This window comes from Terribacillus sp. 7520-G (assembly GCF_002271665.1).
GTDB lineage: Bacteria > Bacillota > Bacilli > Bacillales > Amphibacillaceae > Terribacillus.
The window spans coordinates 179,787-196,821 of record NZ_NQFP01000007.1; the positions used below are offsets into that span (position 1 = coordinate 179,787).

A 17,035-nucleotide genomic window follows, 5' to 3' on the forward strand; every position below is an offset into this window, starting at 1 on the left:
TAGAATGAAACGAATCGTATTCATGGGTACACCGGACTTTGCGGTGCCCGTACTGAAACAGCTGACAGAGGAAGATTGCGAGGTGGTGCTCGTCGTCACCCAGCCTGATCGCCCGAAAGGACGCAAACGCATCCTCACCAGCTCACCTGTGAAGGAGGAAGCTCTGAAACACGGGATCCCGGTTTATCAGCCGGAAAAAATCAAGGAAAGTTATGAAGAAATCTTTTCCTATGAGCCTGACTTGATCGTAACGGCTGCGTTCGGCCAGATATTGCCGAAGGAGCTGCTTGATTTTCCGGAGTATGGCTGTATCAATGTGCATGCCTCCTTGCTGCCGGAACTCCGCGGAGGGGCGCCGATCCATTACGCCATCCAGCAAGGGAAAGCGGAAACAGGCGTCACCATCATGTACATGGTGGAAAAACTGGATGCAGGCGATATGCTGCTGCAGCGTTCCGTCCCGATTACAATGGAAGATCATGTTGGTACGATGCATGATAAATTGGCGGTCCTGGGTGCGGAAATGGTCCATGATATCCTTCCTGATATCTTTGCTCGAAAAGTGACCCCGATCAAGCAGGATGAGGACAAGGTGACCTTTGCCCCGACAATCAAACGGGAGCAGGAAGTGATTGATTGGAGCCGTTCGAATTGGGAAGTATTCAACCATATCCGCGGCATGCATCCATGGCCGGTCGCCTTCACCACTTATAAAGGGAAGCCCTTCAAAGTATGGTGGAGCGAGCTTCTGGAACGGAAGTACGACGGGGAACCAGGGCAAATCGCTGCAATCGGGTCAGATGGCATCGTCGTTATTTGCGGGGACAATACAGCTGTAAAATTGACCCAGGTGCAGCCGGCAGGCAAGAAACAAATGACTGCAGGTGATTATTTGCGGGGTGTCGGCAAGGATATGCAAGTCGGGGAAAGGCTGGGCGAGCATGAAGAAGTATGAACTGCGTGACACAGCTGTCACATTGCTGACCAGGATCGGGGATCAAGGCGGTTACAGCCATCTGCTCCTTGACCAGGCGATTCGAAACAAAGATTTTGACAGCAGGGATGCGGCCCTGCTGACCGAAATCGTTTATGGAACGTTGTCTTATAAATTGACATTGGAGTATTTCCTTGGCCAGTTTGTGTCAAAGAAATTGGAAACATGGGCAAAATGGCTCCTGCTGTCTGCTTTTTATCAGATGTACGCGCTCGATCGGGTACCTGATCATGCCGTCATCCATGAATCTGTCGAAATCGCCAAACAGCGGGGCCATAAAGGGATTGCATCACTCGTGAATGCTGTACTGCGCAATGTGCAGCGAAAAGGTTTTCCGGATCTGGATGAGATCAAGGACCCGGCAGAGCGCATTTCATTGGAGACGAGTCATCCTCGCTGGTTGGTGGAGCGCTGGATCGCACAATACGGAGAGAAAACAGCGCGTGAGATGTGTGCTGTGAATCAGGTGGAGAAACCGATAAGCGTCCGGGTGCAGCCGCTGCTTACTTCGCGTGAGGAGGCGATGGAGGAACTGGAATCCCAAGGATTCACTGTCCGTCCTTCTGTCATCGATGCGCAAGGAATCATCATTGAGAAAGGCAATATCCTGAAAAGCGACCTATTCCTCTCCAATCAAGTTACCGTGCAGGATCAAACGAGTATGCTTGCCGGTCGGATGGTGGATGCGGCAGCCGGTATGACAGTGCTGGATGCGTGCAGTGCGCCAGGCGGCAAGACGACCCATATTGCGGAAACGATGGAGGATCAAGGCAGGCTTTTTGCATATGACCTGCATGCCAAGAAAGCGAAACAGGTCCAGCAGAAAGCAGAGAAGCTCAAGCTAACGATCATCGAGGCCAACCAGGCAGATGCCCGCAACCTGCAGGAAAAACATGAACAAGAAAGTTTCGACCGCATTTTGCTTGATGCCCCGTGTTCCGGACTGGGTGTGCTCAGGGGAAAACCAGATATCAAGTATCACAAGTCCGAACAAGACGTATTGTCGCTTACTTCCATTCAGGCTGACTTACTGGAAGAGGTAGCACCGCTTTTGAAAATAGGCGGGAAGCTTGTCTACAGTACTTGTACTGTAGATCAAGCAGAGAATGAACAAGTTGTCCGCGCTTTCCTGATGGAGCACCCCGAATTCGAAGTCGACCCGGATTTCCGTGATGATTTGCCGCAGGCCATTCAGGGTGCGCCAGGTTTGACAGAGGCGGGTTTGCAGATTTTCCCGCAGGATTTCAATACGGATGGCTTTTTCCTTGTCCGGCTTGTTAGAAAAGGGTAAGAAATGTGGTAGGATAAACTTGGAGCAGCAAACAGACTGCATATAGATGAGGTGAAAAGCGTGAGAGGTTTTTTCATTACCGACCGTGGCCAGATCAGAAGTCATAATGAGGATGCAGGCGGAGTGTTCTCTAATTCCCATAAACAGCATCTAGCTGTGATTGCCGATGGAATGGGCGGACATAAAGCAGGTGATGTCGCCAGTCAGCTGGCGATTTCCAATTTGCGCAGCTGGTGGGAATCAGCAGAGAGCTTCGATTCCCCTAAGCAGGCCGAAGAGGCAATCAAGCAGGCAATCAAGGATGTCAATCTTCGTGTTTATGAAGAGTCGCGTCAGAGCGAGGAATTGTCGGGGATGGGAACGACGATTGTTGCAGCCGTTTGTACGGATGATTTTGTGACGATTGCCCATATCGGGGACAGCCGCTGCTATCTGCTGAATGAAGAGGGCTTCAAGCAAGTGACGGAAGACCATTCCCTTGTAAATGAATTGGTACGATCAGGCCAGATCACGGAACAGGATGCCGAGCACCATCCACGCAAGAATGTTCTGCTGCGCGCGCTGGGAACCGATCAGGAAGTGGAGATGGATCTGGTGTCCATCACCTGGGAAGCTGGCGACCGCCTGCTGTTATGCTCGGATGGACTATCAAATAAACTGGATAAGCAGGAGCTTCTGCAATATCTCACATCCGGGGAAGAGATCGAAAATATTGCTTCGCGGCTCGTGACGATTGCCAACGAGCGAGGCGGGGAAGATAATATTTCATTGATCATAGCCGATTTGGCTGATACACCTGTCCGGGAGGGTGCTTAGCATGCTCGAAGGACGTACGCTGAATGAACGGTACGAAATACACCGTCTGATCGGCGGAGGCGGTATGGCAAATGTCTATTTGGCCCAGGATATCATTCTCGATCGTGAAGTTGCCGTCAAAGTCCTGAAATTGGAATATGCCAACGATGATGAATTCATCGCCAGATTCCACCGGGAAGCCCATGCGGCTACCAGTCTTTCACATCCGAATATCGTCACGATATATGACGTCGGCGATGAAGATGGCATTTACTACATGGTCATGGAATACGTCAGCGGAATGACATTGAAGCAATACATACACACCCATGGTTCCGTCGTGGTGCCTGACACTGTAGATATCATGAAACAGGTCACCTCTGCTATTTCCCATGCCCACGCCAATGGAATCGTCCATCGCGATATCAAGCCGCAGAATATCCTGATCGATGATTATGGCAAGGTGAAGGTGACTGACTTTGGAATTGCCACAGCCTTGAGTGCGACGTCTTTGACTCAGACGAATGCCATGCTGGGTTCTGTCCACTATCTTTCCCCTGAACAGGCAAGGGGAGGCATCGCAACAAAGAAGTCGGATGTGTATTCCCTTGGTATCGTCATGTTTGAGCTGCTTACCGGCCGTCTGCCTTTTTCCGGGGAATCAGCGGTGAGCATTGCTTTGAAGCATTTGCAGACGGAAACGCCATCCGTCAGACGCTGGACGGGGGATATTCCCCAAAGCGTGGAGAATATCGTGCTGAAGGCCACCACGAAAGATCCTTTTTATCGTTATACGAGCACCTATGATATGGAAGCCGATCTGGAAACATGCCTTGATCCGGCAAGAGCGGATGAACCGCGGTTCACGCCGCCTAAGGACGATGGGGAAACGACCAAAGCCATTCCGATCATTTCGGAGAAGGACCTTAACAAGGCGTCATTGGCCGACACGATCGTACATAACGGTCATACGAATCCGCCGGGGCAAGCGGAGAAGCCGAAAAAGAAGAAAAAGCGCTGGAAGGTCCTTTTGTGGATAGCTGTCATTATTTTAGTGCTTGCTGGTACCGGTGTAGGCTTGGTACTGGCGACGGCCCCGAAGGAAGTCACGATGATCGATGTGACTGGGGATTCTTATGCGGATGCGGTTGATAAGCTGTCCGAACGGGATCTGCATGTGAAACGTGAAGCAACGGCATCGGATACAGTGGAAGAAGGAAATGTCGTCAAAACAGATCCTTCAGCCGGCAGTAAAATCAAGGAAGGAACCAGTGTCACGGTCTACACAAGCATCGGCAAGGAAAAAGAAGAGTTCGATGATTACGAGGGCAAATCATTCTCCCAGGTGGAAAAACTGTTGAATGATAAGGGCTATAAAAATGTACGCTCATATGAAGAGTTCTCGGATGAACCGGTAGGGACAATCATCTCCCAGATCCAGCCTCAGGCAGGATCCAAAGTGGTTCCGGAGGACACGACGGTCATTTTTGAAGTGAGCAAGGGACCAGAGGCAGTGACATTGACGGATCTGACCGGGATGACGGAGGAAGAGGCCCAATCCTATCTGGATAAGAATGATCTTGATGGCAATTTCATCGAACAGCCATCGGACGAAGTCGATGAAGGTGTCGTGATCCGTCACGATCCGGGAGCGGGGCAATCGATTGAAGAAAATGGCAGTGTCGATCTGTATGTCTCGACCGGTCCGGAGAATCTGCCTCCTGCCACGCACACAGTGACATTCACTGTCCCTTATCAGCCTGAAGATGCAGGGATGGGGGATGAGGAACAGACGGATGAGGGACAGGAGGATTCGGTCCCTCAGATTGTTCAGATTTATGTCGGCGATGCCGATCATGATGTCACGGAGCTTTATGATGAACGGGCGATCACGGAGGATGAGGAGATTACACTGACACTGAGCATACCGGCAGGCGGTGAAGCCGAATACCGCGTACTGCGGGATGATGAAGTATTCTTGGAAAAAACGGTTCCGTATGAAGACAGGGAAGGTGAATAAATGCCATCAGGTAAGATTATGAAAGCATTGAGCGGGTTTTATTATGTTCTCACGGATGAGGGAGAGACCTATCAATGTCGTGGCAGAGGTGTATTTCGCAAACAAAAAATAACGCCGCTTGTCGGTGATGAAGTGGAATTCGAAGCGGAAACAAAGCAGGAGGGCTATGTGCTGGACGTCCTTCCGCGGAAAAACGAGCTCGTCAGGCCGCCGATCGCAAATATCGATCAGGCCATCATCGTAACATCGGCGGCACAGCCGGATTTCAGTACGGCATTACTCGATCGATTCCTTGTTTTAGTGGAATCGAAGCATATCGAGCCAGTCATTTTCATTACGAAAATGGACATGCTGTCTGCCGATGGGATGGCCGAGATAGAAGCGTTCAAGGACGATTATCAACAGATCGGATACCCGGTCGAGATGCTGTCCTCCAAGGAAGAGACAAACTTGGATCGAGTGAAGCTGCATATGAAAGACAAAATCTCGGTGATTGCGGGACAGTCTGGGGTCGGTAAATCATCGATGCTCAACGCGATCGATCCGCGGCTGGAGCTGGAAACAAAAGAAATATCCGAAAGTCTTGGACGCGGCCGCCATACGACAAGGCATGTGGAGCTTATACCGATTGGAGGCGGCCTTGTCGCAGATACACCAGGATTCAGTTCACTGGAGTTCACTGAATTGGAAGCCGAAGAACTGCCGTCATGCTTCCCGGAATTCAGGGAGCGGGAAGATAGCTGTAAATTCAGGGGCTGTATGCATCACAAGGAACCTAAATGCGCAGTGAAGCAAGCGGTCGGCGCAGGGGAGATTCCAGAGTACCGCTATATGCATTACCTGCAGTTCCTTGAGGAAATCAAATCGAGAAAGCCGAGGTATTAATGATGACAAAAATCGCACCATCCATTCTTTCAGCTGACTTTGCCAATTTGGCTATGGAAATCCGTGACGTGGAAAAAGGCGGAGCCGATTACATCCATGTCGATGTGATGGACGGCCATTTTGTTCCGAATATTACGATCGGGCCGCTTATCGTGGAGGCGATTCGTCCTGTGACTGATCTTCCGCTGGATGTTCATCTGATGATAGAGAAGCCCGAGCAATATATCGAAGTTTTCGCCAAGGCCGGTGCCGATATCATCACTGTCCATCAGGAAGCTTGCATCCACCTGCACCGGACGATCATGATGATCAAGGAACAGGGAGTCAAGGCGGGGGTCGTGTTGAACCCGGCAACGCCTGTCGGTTTGATAGAAGAAATGTTGCCTGAGGTAGATATGGTGCTTTTGATGACGGTCAATCCAGGTTTTGGCGGCCAAAGCTTCATCCCTTCCGTATTGAAGAAGGTGGAAGAATTAGCAAGGCTTCGTGCTGCACTTGAACTCGATTTCGAAATCGAAATCGATGGCGGTGTGAACACTGAAACGGCTAAACTATGTACGGATGCTGGTGCGGATGTACTTGTTGCCGGCAGTGCGGTTTATGGCAAGGAAGACCGGGCTGCGGCAATTGCAGCAATCCGGGAAGCGGCTGAATGACAGATGGGAGCAAAGCGGAGTATCGGGCTGGTCGGCGGAGCGGGCAGCCTGCCGGATTTACACGCTGAACAGCATCATATCTGGATAGGGGCGGATGCTGGTGCAAAAGCGCTGGCATCTGCCGGCATCCGGATGAAACTGGCTGTAGGGGATTTCGATTCGGTGTCGGAGGAGGACCTGGCGATGATCCGGCAATATGCCGATCAAGTCCTTGTGTATCCTCCGGAAAAAGATGAAACGGATTTCGAACTGGCAATCCGTCACGCGCAAGAACTCGGTGCAAGTGAAGTGACGGTCTATGGAGTGACTGGCGGAAGGCTTGATCATGAGCTCATCAACATCCAGATGCTGTACAGGCTGCTTGATGCATTCGATGAGGCTGTCATCATCGACAGGCAGAACATGATCCGCATGCATCGGCCAGGTACATACCAAACAAAACAAGATGATGCATACCGTTATGTATCATTTCTTTCCTTCTCCGAGCAAGTTGATGGTCTAACCTTGACCGGCTTTAAATATCCTTTAACAGATGCTTCGATCCATTGGGGCGGGACACTGTCCATCTCCAATGAGCTTGTTGCACAAACTGGTACTTATTCATTCACCTCAGGCATAGTAATAATGATAAAGAGCAAGGATGTTTAAAAGCTACAGCGTTAGGCTGCTCAGGAAAAAGGAGGAAGGGGAACTTATGAAATTCTATACCTTTAAACTCCCGAGGTTCATCGGTGGCTTTGTCCGCGTCATTATCGGAACGTTTAAAAAAGATTAGCACGAAAAAAAGCACTCCTTTCGAAAAAGGGTGCTTTTTTTGTCGCATGCGAATGCTACCATAAAAGTATTTTAGAAATGCTATTTATACGCGTTCGATGTTACCTTTTTTAAGCGCACGAGCTGATACGTAAACTTTTTTGGGTTTACCATCAACAAGGATGCGAACTTTTTGAACGTTTGCTTTCCAAGTACGTTTATTAGCGTTCATGGCATGAGAACGAGCATTACCAGAACGAGTAGTGCGTCCTGTGATTACACATTTGCGTCCCATGTTATCCCTCCTAATATGACGAGTAGTTTGTAACACTAAACAAATTTATCACAACTCGGCATGTAATGCAATAATCTAACAAAAATATATCAAGAAAATTTACTTGACAGTATGATGTTTAGCTGGCATTGTAGAAAGGGCTATTTTTAATCCGCTTTCAAATGAAGCTTCCATATAGTATAGTAGGAATATATTTGAGAAGCGTTAGGAGGAGCCGCATGAGCCTTCATCTGACTACAGAGGATGGAAGAATCACGATTGCAACGGATGTAATCGCAACATTGGCTGGAAGTGCCGCGGTAAAATGCTATGGCATCGTCGGTATGGCTTCCAGACATCAATTACGTGACGGCATAGCAGAAATACTCCGCAGGGAGAACTATTCAAAAGGAATAGTCGTGACCCAGGCGGACAACAAAGTCCAGATCGACTTGCACATCATTGTAAGTTATGGAACCAAAATATCCGAGGTCGCACATAATGTGCAATCCCAAGTGAAATATACATTGGATCGGGCATTGGGCGTGCTGACGAGCTCTGTGAACATTTATATTCAAGGCGTCAGTGTTTCTGCAGACTAGAATAGCCGGCAGATTTAAGGAGGAAACAGTTTGAGTGTTGGAAATGTGGATGGGAAGACATTTGCGGGAATGCTGCTGACCGGTGCACAGCATCTGGCTGATAACGCCAAGACGATTGATGCATTGAATGTATTTCCCGTACCGGATGGCGATACAGGTACAAACATGAACTTGACGATTACATCGGGGGCGAAGGCTGTCCAGGAAACGGACAGTGAGGAAGTCGGTGTGATCGCTTCGGCCTTTGCCAAAGGGTTGCTGATGGGAGCAAGGGGGAATTCGGGTGTCATTCTCTCACAGCTTTTCCGAGGTTTTGCAAAAGCGCTGGAAGGAAATAAGGACCTGACTGCAGGCAAGTTTGCCCATGCATTGGATGCTGGTGTTAAAACTGCATATAAAGCAGTCATGAAACCTGTCGAAGGGACGATCCTGACAGTAGCGAAGGATGCAGCGGCGGCAGCTGTTGAAAAATCAAGGGCGGAAGCCGATCCGGTCGAGCTGTTCAGATTTGTGGTGGAAGCTGCAAAGCAAAGCCTGAGCCGTACACCCGATTTGCTTCCTGTTCTCAAGGAAGTCGGTGTTGTGGATAGCGGGGGTCAAGGACTGGTCACGGTTTATGAAGGTTTCCTTGCTGCTTTGACGGGTGAAGAACTTCCGGCTGAGGTGCAGCATGGCAAGATGGAGAATCTTGTGAGTGCAGAGCATCACAAGCAAGCGCAGGACTTTTTGGATACAGCCGATATCACATATGGCTATTGCACGGAATTCATGGTCAAATTCGAAGCGGACAAGCTGAAGGAGAATCCATTCGATGAACAGGCTTACCGGGAGGAATTGAACGGTAGAGGTGATTCCTTGCTGGTCGTGGCTGATGAGGATGTCGTGAAGGTGCATATCCATACGGAATATCCAGGGGAAGTCATGACATACAGCCAGAAGTTCGGCAGCTTGATCAATATGAAGATCGAGAATATGCGGGAACAGCATGCAGCGATCGTCGGTAAAAAAGAAAAGCAGGAACGCAACCGCCATGGCATTGTCACCGTTGCGATGGGGGATGGCGTGAAGGCGTTGTTTGAAAGCCTTGGGGCGAATATCGTCATTTCAGGCGGACAGACGATGAACCCGAGCACACAGGATATTGCCGATGCCATCAAAGCAGCGAATGCTGATTCTGTCTATATATTGCCCAATAACAAGAACATCATAATGGCAGCGGAGCAGGCAGCTAAAATGGCGGAAGTGCAAGCATTTGTTGTCCCGACGAAGACGATTCCTCAAGGTATGCGTTCTTTGCTTGCCTTTGATGCTTCCCAAGAGGCAGACAACAATGCCGAAGCTATGATAGAAGCAATTTCGCAAGTGAAATCCGGACAAGTGACACATGCTGTTCGTGATACGACAATCGAAGGTGTCGCAATCAAGGAAGGACAATTCATTGCTATTTTGGAAGGTAAGATCATTTCCGCTGCTTCTTCTGCGGACGAAGCCCTTGAGCTCTTGCTTGGGCAGATGGTCACTGACGAAGATGAATTGATTACGGTTATCCGCGGGGAAGATGCGGCCGGAACGGATGACCGCCTGGAGGATTTCGTCGAAGAGGAATTCCCGGAGGCGGAGCTGGAAATCCATGAAGGCAATCAGCCTGTATACACGTACTTGGTCGCAGTTGAATAAGAGTGGGGAAAGCTCCTTGACAGGAGCTTTTTTCATTGGTTGCAGTAGGAACATATGTGTGATGCATGATAAAATAGACACAGGAGGAGTGAGCCTATGAAATATCAATCCGTATTCGATATCATCGGACCGGTCATGGTCGGTCCATCCAGTTCCCATACTGCCGGCGCTGCCCGTATCGGGCGTGCCGCAAGATTGATTTACGGGAAAGAGCCGACTTGGGCGACGATTCATTTATACGGTTCATTTGCAAAGACGTATCGCGGGCATGGTACTGATTTGGCGATTGTCGGCGGTTTGCTTGGTTATGACACCGATGATGACCGGATCAGGTTCGCACTGGAAACAGCTGACAAACGAAATATGAAAATAGAATTCATTGAAGATACAGCTGCCACTGAACATCCAAACACGGCAAGGGTGAAGCTGGGTACAGACGATGGCAGCATGGAGCTGGTCGGTGTTTCCATCGGCGGCGGAAAAGTGGAAATCACGGAGCTTAACGGATTTGAACTGCGTATGTCAGGAAATAAACCGGCTATTTTGATCATGCACAATGATCGCTTTGGTGCAATAGCTTCTGTGACACAAATATTGGCACAGCACGAAATCAATATTGCGCATATGGAGGTTTCCCGGAAGGATGTCGGGAAGGATGCGCTTATGGTGATCGAGACGGATCAGAATGTGGAGGATGATGTCATGCACATTCTGGAGAAAGCGTCTCATATCAATCGTGTATCGCGATTGATCAATTGAACAGGAGGAGTGACATATGTTTCGCAATGTAGCGGAATTGCTTGAACAAGCAAATGCGGACAGCATATCGATATCGGAGGTCATGATACGGCAGGAGATGGATATCCATCAGCGTTCCCGCGAGGACGTCATGGGACAGATGGAACGCAATCTGAAGATAATGGAAGAAGCGGTGGAGCGAGGACTGAAGGGAGTGACCTCCCATTCTGGATTGACTGGGAATGATGCCGTTTTGCTGCAGCAATACATGGCAAAAGGCAATACGCTTTCCGGTCATCTGTTATTGGATGCGGTGAGTAAAGCTGTCGCGACGAATGAAGTGAATGCAGCAATGGGGATGATCTGTGCAACACCGACTGCAGGCAGCGCCGGATGCGTGCCTGGAGCATTGTTCGCAGTGAAGGAAAGATTGAATCCCACACGCGAACAAATGGTTCGTTTTCTGTTTACCGCCGGGGCATTCGGATTCGTTGTGGCGAACAATGCCTCCATCAGCGGTGCTGCAGGAGGCTGTCAGGCTGAGGTTGGGTCTGCTGCTGCCATGGCCAGCGCAGCCGTTGTGGAAATGGCAGGAGGCACACCGGAGCAAAGCGCGGAGGCATTCGCGATAACGCTGAAGAACATGCTGGGGCTTGTTTGTGATCCGGTGGCTGGCTTGGTGGAAGTTCCATGTGTGAAACGGAATGCAGCTGGCGCTTCCAATGCCATCGTATCAGCTGACATGGCTCTGGCAGGCATCACGAGCAGGATTCCATGTGATGAGGTGATCGGAGCCATGTATCGGATCGGTCAGTCTATGCCATCGGCGCTTCGCGAAACAGCAGAAGGCGGTCTGGCAGACACGCCGACTGGACGGAGACTGGCGGCTATGATCAATGGAATTAAGAAAGGGAAAGAGTGAGGAATGTGTTGAAGCAACCGGTTGATCAGGTCAAGGGGATCGGTGCGAAGCTTGCGGAAGGATTGGCGAATATGGGGATCTTCACAGTCGAAGATCTCCTTTTTCATCTGCCATATCGCTATGACATTTTCGATGTACAGCCGCTCGCAGAACTGATTCATGACGATAAAGTGACGATTGAAGGTGAAATCGCCTCCCCGGCCCATGTGCAATACTATGGACGGAAGAAAAACAAATTGACTGTGACGCTTTTGGTTGAAAATGTTGCGGTGAAGGCGATCATGTTCAATCGTGCATTTGCCCAGAAACAGCTGCTGCCGGGCCGGAAAGTGACGATGACGGGAAAATGGGATCAGCACCGCCTGCAGATCACGGTCAGCAACTTCAAGGTCGGCGGAGCGGATGAACTGACGCCTGTCCAGCCTGTTTATGGAGTGAAGGGGTCGGTGACGGTTAGACAGCTGCAAAAAAGTGTGAAACAGGCACTGGAACAATATGACGAAGAAATCGAAGAAATCCTTCCTTCATCCTATTTGACAGCATACAAAATGCCTGATCGCAAAACAGCGCTGCAGCATATGCATTTCCCACCTGACAGAAGGGCATTGGCCCATGCGAGGAGGCGCTTCACATATGAAGAATTCCTTCTTTTCCAGCTGAAGATGCAATTCATCCGAAAACGGAAACGGGAAGCTTCTGCCGGGGGAAGCTTGGACTTTGACAATGAGAGGGTGCAAGCATTCGTTGCCACATTGCCTTTTACGCTGACCAACGCGCAGCAGCGTGTATTGAAGGAAATCATGCGTGATCTGAAATCACCATATCGAATGAATCGTCTGCTGCAAGGGGACGTTGGCTCGGGTAAAACAGCGGTTGCAGCGGTTGCGCTGTATGCGGCAGTGACAGCGGGGAAACAGGGGGCGATCATGGTGCCGACTGAAATCCTGGCTGAACAGCATGCCGAATCCCTTGCAGGCATGCTCGATGGTTTTGCTACAGTGGCACTTTTGACCGGGAGCGTCAAAGGGAAACGCCGCAAAGCTGTCCTTGAACAAATTGCCAATGGGGAAGTGGATATTTTGGTGGGGACTCATGCACTGATCCAGGAGGAAGTCCATTTCCGTGACCTTGCTCTCGCTATCGTAGATGAGCAGCATCGTTTCGGGGTTGCCCAGAGACGGACGCTTCGTGATAAAGGTCTGCATCCTGATGTGCTGTTCATGACAGCCACTCCGATACCGCGAACCCTTGCAATCACTGCTTTCGGCGACATGGACGTTTCGGCCATCGATGAAATGCCGGCCGGCCGTAAAGAAATAGAAACCTATTGGGTGAAGGAAAATACGATTGACAGGGTGCTGGATTTCATCAGGAAGGAGGTTGCAGCAGGTCATCAGGCATATGTGATCAGCCCGCTCATCGAAGAATCGGACAAGCTGGACATCCAGAATGCAGTCGATTTGCATCAGATGCTCTCGGCGGTGTTTGAGCCTGATATCCGTGTCGGACTCATGCACGGGCGTCTGCCGGCCGATGAAAAAGAAGAAGTGATGAAGGAATTCGCGGCCAATGAGACGCAAGTGCTGGTTTCGACCACGGTAGTCGAAGTAGGGGTCAACGTGCCAAATGCCACCTTGATGATCATCTATGATGCGGAGCGCTTCGGCTTATCCCAGCTGCATCAGCTTCGCGGTCGTGTGGGCCGGGGAGATGCCCAAAGCTATTGCATCCTGATAGCCGAACCGAAAGGGGAAATCGGCAAAGAGCGGATGCGCATCATGACAGAAACAAATAATGGGTTCGAGCTTTCCGAACAAGATCTGCAGCTTCGAGGACCTGGCGATTTCTTCGGTAAAAAACAGAGCGGTATACCGGAATTCAAAGTAGGCGATATGGTTCATGACTATCGTGCATTGGAAACGGCACGCAAAGATGCAGAAGAGATCATTGCGGAGAACAGACTGGAAAATGATCCGTCTTATCGCAATCTATTACAAGCCCTGGACGCAGAGTTTTCCCTGAATGGGAACGTATTGGACTAAAACGGCGGTTGCAAATTCTGGGCTGCTATTATATATTACTTTTAGTACCTAGTCTTAATTTTGGCGGTGGAGATATGAGAAGAAGCAAAAAAGAAAGACAGGACTTACTCCGGGAAACGATTGAAAAAACACCGTTCATCACAGACGAGGAATTGGCTAAGAAATTCGGCGTCAGCATCCAGACGATCCGGCTGGACAGGATGGAACTGACGATTCCGGAATTAAGGGAGCGAATCAAGCACGTTGCCAATTCCCAATGGAATGAAACCGTGAAATCCATCAATATCGATGAAGTAATCGGGGAAATCATAGATTTGGAACTGGATGAACGGGCAATCAGCATATTGGATATCAAACCAGAGCATGTTTTCACGCGGAACCAGATTGCCAGGGGGCATCATCTGTTTGCGCAGGCCAATTCCCTGGCTGTCGCGCTGATCGATGATCCGTTAGCACTCACTTTCCATTCCGAGATCACCTTCACCAGACAAGTGAAACTCCATGAGAGGGTAGTGGCAAAAGCAAAGGTGATCCGGCAGGACAGGAAGCGGACGGTCATCCAGGTGGATAGTGCTGTGGATCAAGAACAAGTATTCAAAGGTACGTTTGAGATGTTCCGCTCAAGCGTCAAAGAAGGGAAATAAGTTATGCGAATCGCAATCGATGCAATGGGGGGCGACCACGCACCGGAAGAAATAGTCAAAGGTGCCGTGCTTGCTGCAACAAAAGATGCTTCTTTGGAGCTGACACTTGTTGGGGATCAAAATAAGATCGAACCGCATCTCGGCGAGGTCCGTCCGGCGAATATCCGGATCATACATACCGAGGAGTTCATAACAGCTGATGACGAGCCTGTACGGGCCATCCGCCGCAAAAAGCAGTCATCACTTGTATTGACCGCACAGGAAGTGAAAGAAGGACGTGCGGATGCTTGCATTTCGGCAGGGAATACAGGTGCGCTGATGACGGCGGGGCTGATGATCGTAGGCCGTATCAAAGGCATTGAACGTCCAGCGTTGTCACCGACACTACCGACAGTGGATGGTAAAGGCTTTGTTTTACTCGACGTCGGTGCCAATATTGACGCAAAAGCGAATCATCTATTACAATACGGCGTAATGGGCTCCATCTATGCAGAGAAGGTCCGGGGAATAGAAAATCCGCGGGTGGGATTGCTCAATGTCGGTACGGAGGACGGCAAGGGCAATGACCTGACGAAAAAGGCATTCGAGCTTCTCAGCAAAGCACCGATCAATTTCGTCGGCAATGTCGAAGGACGGGACTTCCTTTCCGGAGATTATGATGTGGTGGTTACAGATGGTTTCAGCGGCAATATCGCCCTGAAAACGACGGAAGGTACAGCAATGATGTTCTTCTCGATGATCAAGAAGGCCTTCCTGAAGAATATGAAGACAAAACTTGCTGCCGGAATGATGAAACCCGAGCTGAAGGAACTCAAAGCCAGCACGGAGTATTCCGAATATGGCGGGGCGGCTTTGTTCGGGCTAGCTGCACCTGTTGTAAAAGCGCACGGCTCCTCCAATGCGCGTGCCATCCAGGTTGCCATCCAGCAAACAAAGCAAATGGCTGAAAAGAATGTTACAAAAATCATTGAAGAGACCATACAAGGCATCAAGAAAGATGAGGAGGAAGCATAAGTGAAACGAGTAGCTTTTGTATTTCCCGGCCAAGGCTCACAAGCAGTGGGTATGGGACAGGAAATGTATCATGCATATGAAGAAGTGAAAAGTCTATTCCAGGCTGCGGATGAACTATTGCCCCAGCCGATTACACCGCTGATGTTCGACGGACCGGCCGAAGAGCTGACAAAGACGGAAAATGCCCAGCCGGCATTGCTCCTGACAAGCGCTGCCATCTATCAAGTACTGCAAAACGAGGGCGTTCGACCTGTCGTTGCGGCTGGACATAGCTTGGGTGAATACAGTGCACTTGTTGCAGCGGGCGTATTTCGCGCCGAGGATGCGGCTGTGCTCGTCAACAAACGCGGACAGCTGATGGAAAAAGCATATCCTGCAGGACAAGGCTCCATGGCTGCAGTGCTGGGATTAAGTTTGGAAGATATCAGGGCTGCTCTTGAGACGGTTGACAAGGAGCATGGCGAAATCGTCGATGCTGCCAATATCAACTGTCCTGGCCAGGTTGTCATTTCCGGTACGAAAAAAGGAATCGAGCTTGCCGAACCGCTTTTGAAAGAAGCAGGGGCAAAACGTGTGCTTCCGCTGAATGTGAGCGGTCCATTCCATTCCAGATTGATGAAACAAGCTGCAGAGGAATTCGCATCTGTATTGGCAGATGTGGAAAAAGCAGATGCATCGATTCCGGTTTATGCGAACGTGACAGCAGAAAAAGTATTGGATCAAAAAGAAATCGAACAGCTGCTCGTGCAGCAGTTATACTCTCCGGTCCGCTTTGAAGAGACAATTGTCAACATGCTTCAAAATGATGAGCTGGATGCCATCGTGGAAGTGGGGAATGGCAAAGTGCTCAGCGGATTAGTGAAAAAAATCAGCCGCCGTACGACTACTTTCAATGTGCAAGATCCTGAATCATTGCAAGCATTCTTGGCGTGGTACAAGGAGGAAGAATGATGCTTACAGGCAAAACGGCACTTGTTACAGGTGCATCCCGGGGAATCGGCAGGGAAATCGCCTTGGAACTAGCACGTAATGGCGTGAACGTAGCGGTGAACTACTCGGGAAGCAAAGAAAAGGCAGAAGCGGTTGCCGAGGAAGTCCGCGCTCTCGGGCAGGAATCGATTGTGATCCAGGCGAATGTAGCAGAAGAAGAAAGCGTTAAAGAAATGGTCAAGCAGACCATCGAAGCTTTCGGCAGCTTGGACATACTAGTGAATAACGCCGGCATCACACGTGATAACCTGCTGATGCGCATGAAAGAATCCGAATTCGATGCGGTCATCCAGACAAATCTCAAGGGCGTGTTCCTCTGTACCAAAGCAGTCACACGTCAGATGATGAAACAAAAATCCGGACGCATCATCAATGTAGCCAGCATCGTTGGTGTGAGCGGCAATCCTGGACAGGCGAATTATGTTGCAGCCAAAGCTGGTGTCATCGGCTTCACCAAAACAGCTGCCAAGGAATTAGCCGCAAGGAATATCCTTGTGAATGCTGTCGCTCCCGGATTCATCACGACAGATATGACGGATGAGCTGACGGATGAGCAAAAACAGGCTATGCAAAGCATGATTCCGCTTGGCAAGCCGGGCAAACCGGAAGATGTCGCACGTGTCGTGCGCTTCCTTGCATCCGAGGACAGTAATTACATGACGGGCCAGACGCTGCATATCGATGGCGGTATGGTAATGTAACTGATTGAAAAAACTATAGTGTTCCGGGACAAAATGT

General features: G+C 49.9%; 18 protein-coding genes. 17 read left to right on the forward strand and 1 reads right to left on the reverse strand.

Translation table 11 applies throughout. The features are described from left to right. Positions 1-4 precede the first annotated feature (4 nt). From fmt to spoVM, 8 genes are read left to right on the forward strand one after another with little or no spacing between them, the layout of a single operon-like run. Positions 5-955, forward strand: a complete 951-nt coding sequence (fmt, locus tag CHH53_RS03100; protein ID WP_095214655.1) for a methionyl-tRNA formyltransferase — start codon at positions 5-7, stop codon at positions 953-955. Continuing rightward, complete coding sequence (gene rsmB / locus CHH53_RS03105; protein ID WP_095214656.1) at positions 942-2,285, forward strand: 16S rRNA (cytosine(967)-C(5))-methyltransferase RsmB; 1,344 nt, start codon at positions 942-944, stop codon at positions 2,283-2,285. Before fmt ends, rsmB begins: the two co-directional genes overlap by 14 nt. 60 nt (positions 2,286-2,345) lie before the next feature. Continuing rightward, positions 2,346-3,101: a Stp1/IreP family PP2C-type Ser/Thr phosphatase gene (locus CHH53_RS03110; RefSeq protein WP_095214657.1), complete on the forward strand. Its 756-nt coding sequence runs from the start codon at positions 2,346-2,348 to the stop codon at positions 3,099-3,101. Position 3,102: 1 nt separating this feature from the next. Next, positions 3,103-5,100 (forward strand): Stk1 family PASTA domain-containing Ser/Thr kinase, encoded by a 1,998-nt coding sequence (pknB, locus tag CHH53_RS03115; protein WP_095214658.1) that lies wholly within the window; start codon positions 3,103-3,105, stop codon positions 5,098-5,100. Continuing rightward, positions 5,101-5,985: a ribosome small subunit-dependent GTPase A gene (rsgA, locus tag CHH53_RS03120; RefSeq protein WP_095214659.1), complete on the forward strand. Its 885-nt coding sequence runs from the start codon at positions 5,101-5,103 to the stop codon at positions 5,983-5,985. It begins immediately after the preceding gene. A gap of 2 nt (positions 5,986-5,987) precedes the next feature. Continuing rightward, positions 5,988-6,641 (forward strand): ribulose-phosphate 3-epimerase, encoded by a 654-nt coding sequence (gene rpe, locus CHH53_RS03125; RefSeq protein WP_095214815.1) that lies wholly within the window; start codon positions 5,988-5,990, stop codon positions 6,639-6,641. Between the two features lie 3 nt (positions 6,642-6,644). Next, on the forward strand, positions 6,645-7,289 hold the full coding sequence (locus CHH53_RS03130; protein ID WP_095214660.1) for a thiamine diphosphokinase: 645 nt from the start codon (positions 6,645-6,647) through the stop codon (positions 7,287-7,289). A 46-nt stretch (positions 7,290-7,335) separates the two neighbouring features. Further along, a complete protein-coding gene (gene spoVM, locus CHH53_RS03135) occupies positions 7,336-7,416 on the forward strand; it encodes a stage V sporulation protein SpoVM (RefSeq protein WP_077309667.1) in 81 nt (26 codons plus the stop codon). 84 nt (positions 7,417-7,500) lie between these two features. Here spoVM and rpmB read toward each other — a convergent pair whose 3' ends face one another. Beyond that, positions 7,501-7,689 carry a 50S ribosomal protein L28 gene (rpmB, locus tag CHH53_RS03140; protein WP_038560076.1) on the reverse strand — a complete coding sequence of 63 codons (189 nt, stop codon included), beginning with the start codon at positions 7,687-7,689 and terminating at the stop codon, positions 7,501-7,503. Positions 7,690-7,907: 218 nt separating this feature from the next. On the opposite strand from rpmB, the gene CHH53_RS03145 reads away from it, so the two are divergent. The 9 genes from CHH53_RS03145 to fabG all read left to right on the forward strand — a co-directional run bounded on the left by CHH53_RS03145 (position 7,908) and on the right by fabG (position 16,998). After that, positions 7,908-8,270, forward strand: coding sequence for an Asp23/Gls24 family envelope stress response protein (locus CHH53_RS03145; protein WP_095214661.1), 363 nt, complete (start codon positions 7,908-7,910; stop codon positions 8,268-8,270). 30 nt (positions 8,271-8,300) lie between these two features. Further along, positions 8,301-9,947 carry a DAK2 domain-containing protein gene (locus CHH53_RS03150; protein ID WP_095214662.1) on the forward strand — a complete coding sequence of 549 codons (1,647 nt, stop codon included), beginning with the start codon at positions 8,301-8,303 and terminating at the stop codon, positions 9,945-9,947. Between the two features lie 96 nt (positions 9,948-10,043). Beyond that, entirely contained in the window at positions 10,044-10,706 is a 663-nt protein-coding gene (gene sdaAB, locus CHH53_RS03155) for an L-serine ammonia-lyase, iron-sulfur-dependent subunit beta (RefSeq protein WP_095214663.1), read from the forward strand. Between the two features lie 16 nt (positions 10,707-10,722). Then, the gene (gene sdaAA / locus CHH53_RS03160) at positions 10,723-11,607 is read left to right on the forward strand and encodes an L-serine ammonia-lyase, iron-sulfur-dependent, subunit alpha (RefSeq protein ID WP_095214664.1); all 885 of its coding nucleotides are present in this window, start codon (positions 10,723-10,725) and stop codon (positions 11,605-11,607) included. A gap of 5 nt (positions 11,608-11,612) precedes the next feature. Further along, complete coding sequence (gene recG / locus CHH53_RS03165; RefSeq protein WP_095214816.1) at positions 11,613-13,649, forward strand: ATP-dependent DNA helicase RecG; 2,037 nt, start codon at positions 11,613-11,615, stop codon at positions 13,647-13,649. A gap of 74 nt (positions 13,650-13,723) precedes the next feature. After that, positions 13,724-14,293, forward strand: a complete 570-nt coding sequence (fapR, locus tag CHH53_RS03170) for a transcription factor FapR (protein WP_095214665.1) — start codon at positions 13,724-13,726, stop codon at positions 14,291-14,293. Between the two features lie 3 nt (positions 14,294-14,296). Continuing rightward, positions 14,297-15,307 carry a phosphate acyltransferase PlsX gene (gene plsX, locus CHH53_RS03175; protein ID WP_095214666.1) on the forward strand — a complete coding sequence of 337 codons (1,011 nt, stop codon included), beginning with the start codon at positions 14,297-14,299 and terminating at the stop codon, positions 15,305-15,307. After that, a complete protein-coding gene (gene fabD / locus CHH53_RS03180) occupies positions 15,308-16,258 on the forward strand; it encodes an ACP S-malonyltransferase (protein WP_095214667.1) in 951 nt (316 codons plus the stop codon). Further along, positions 16,255-16,998 (forward strand): 3-oxoacyl-[acyl-carrier-protein] reductase, encoded by a 744-nt coding sequence (gene fabG / locus CHH53_RS03185; protein WP_095214668.1) that lies wholly within the window; start codon positions 16,255-16,257, stop codon positions 16,996-16,998. The genes fabD and fabG overlap by 4 nt, the downstream gene beginning before the upstream one ends. The last annotated feature ends 37 nt before the right edge of the window (positions 16,999-17,035 follow it).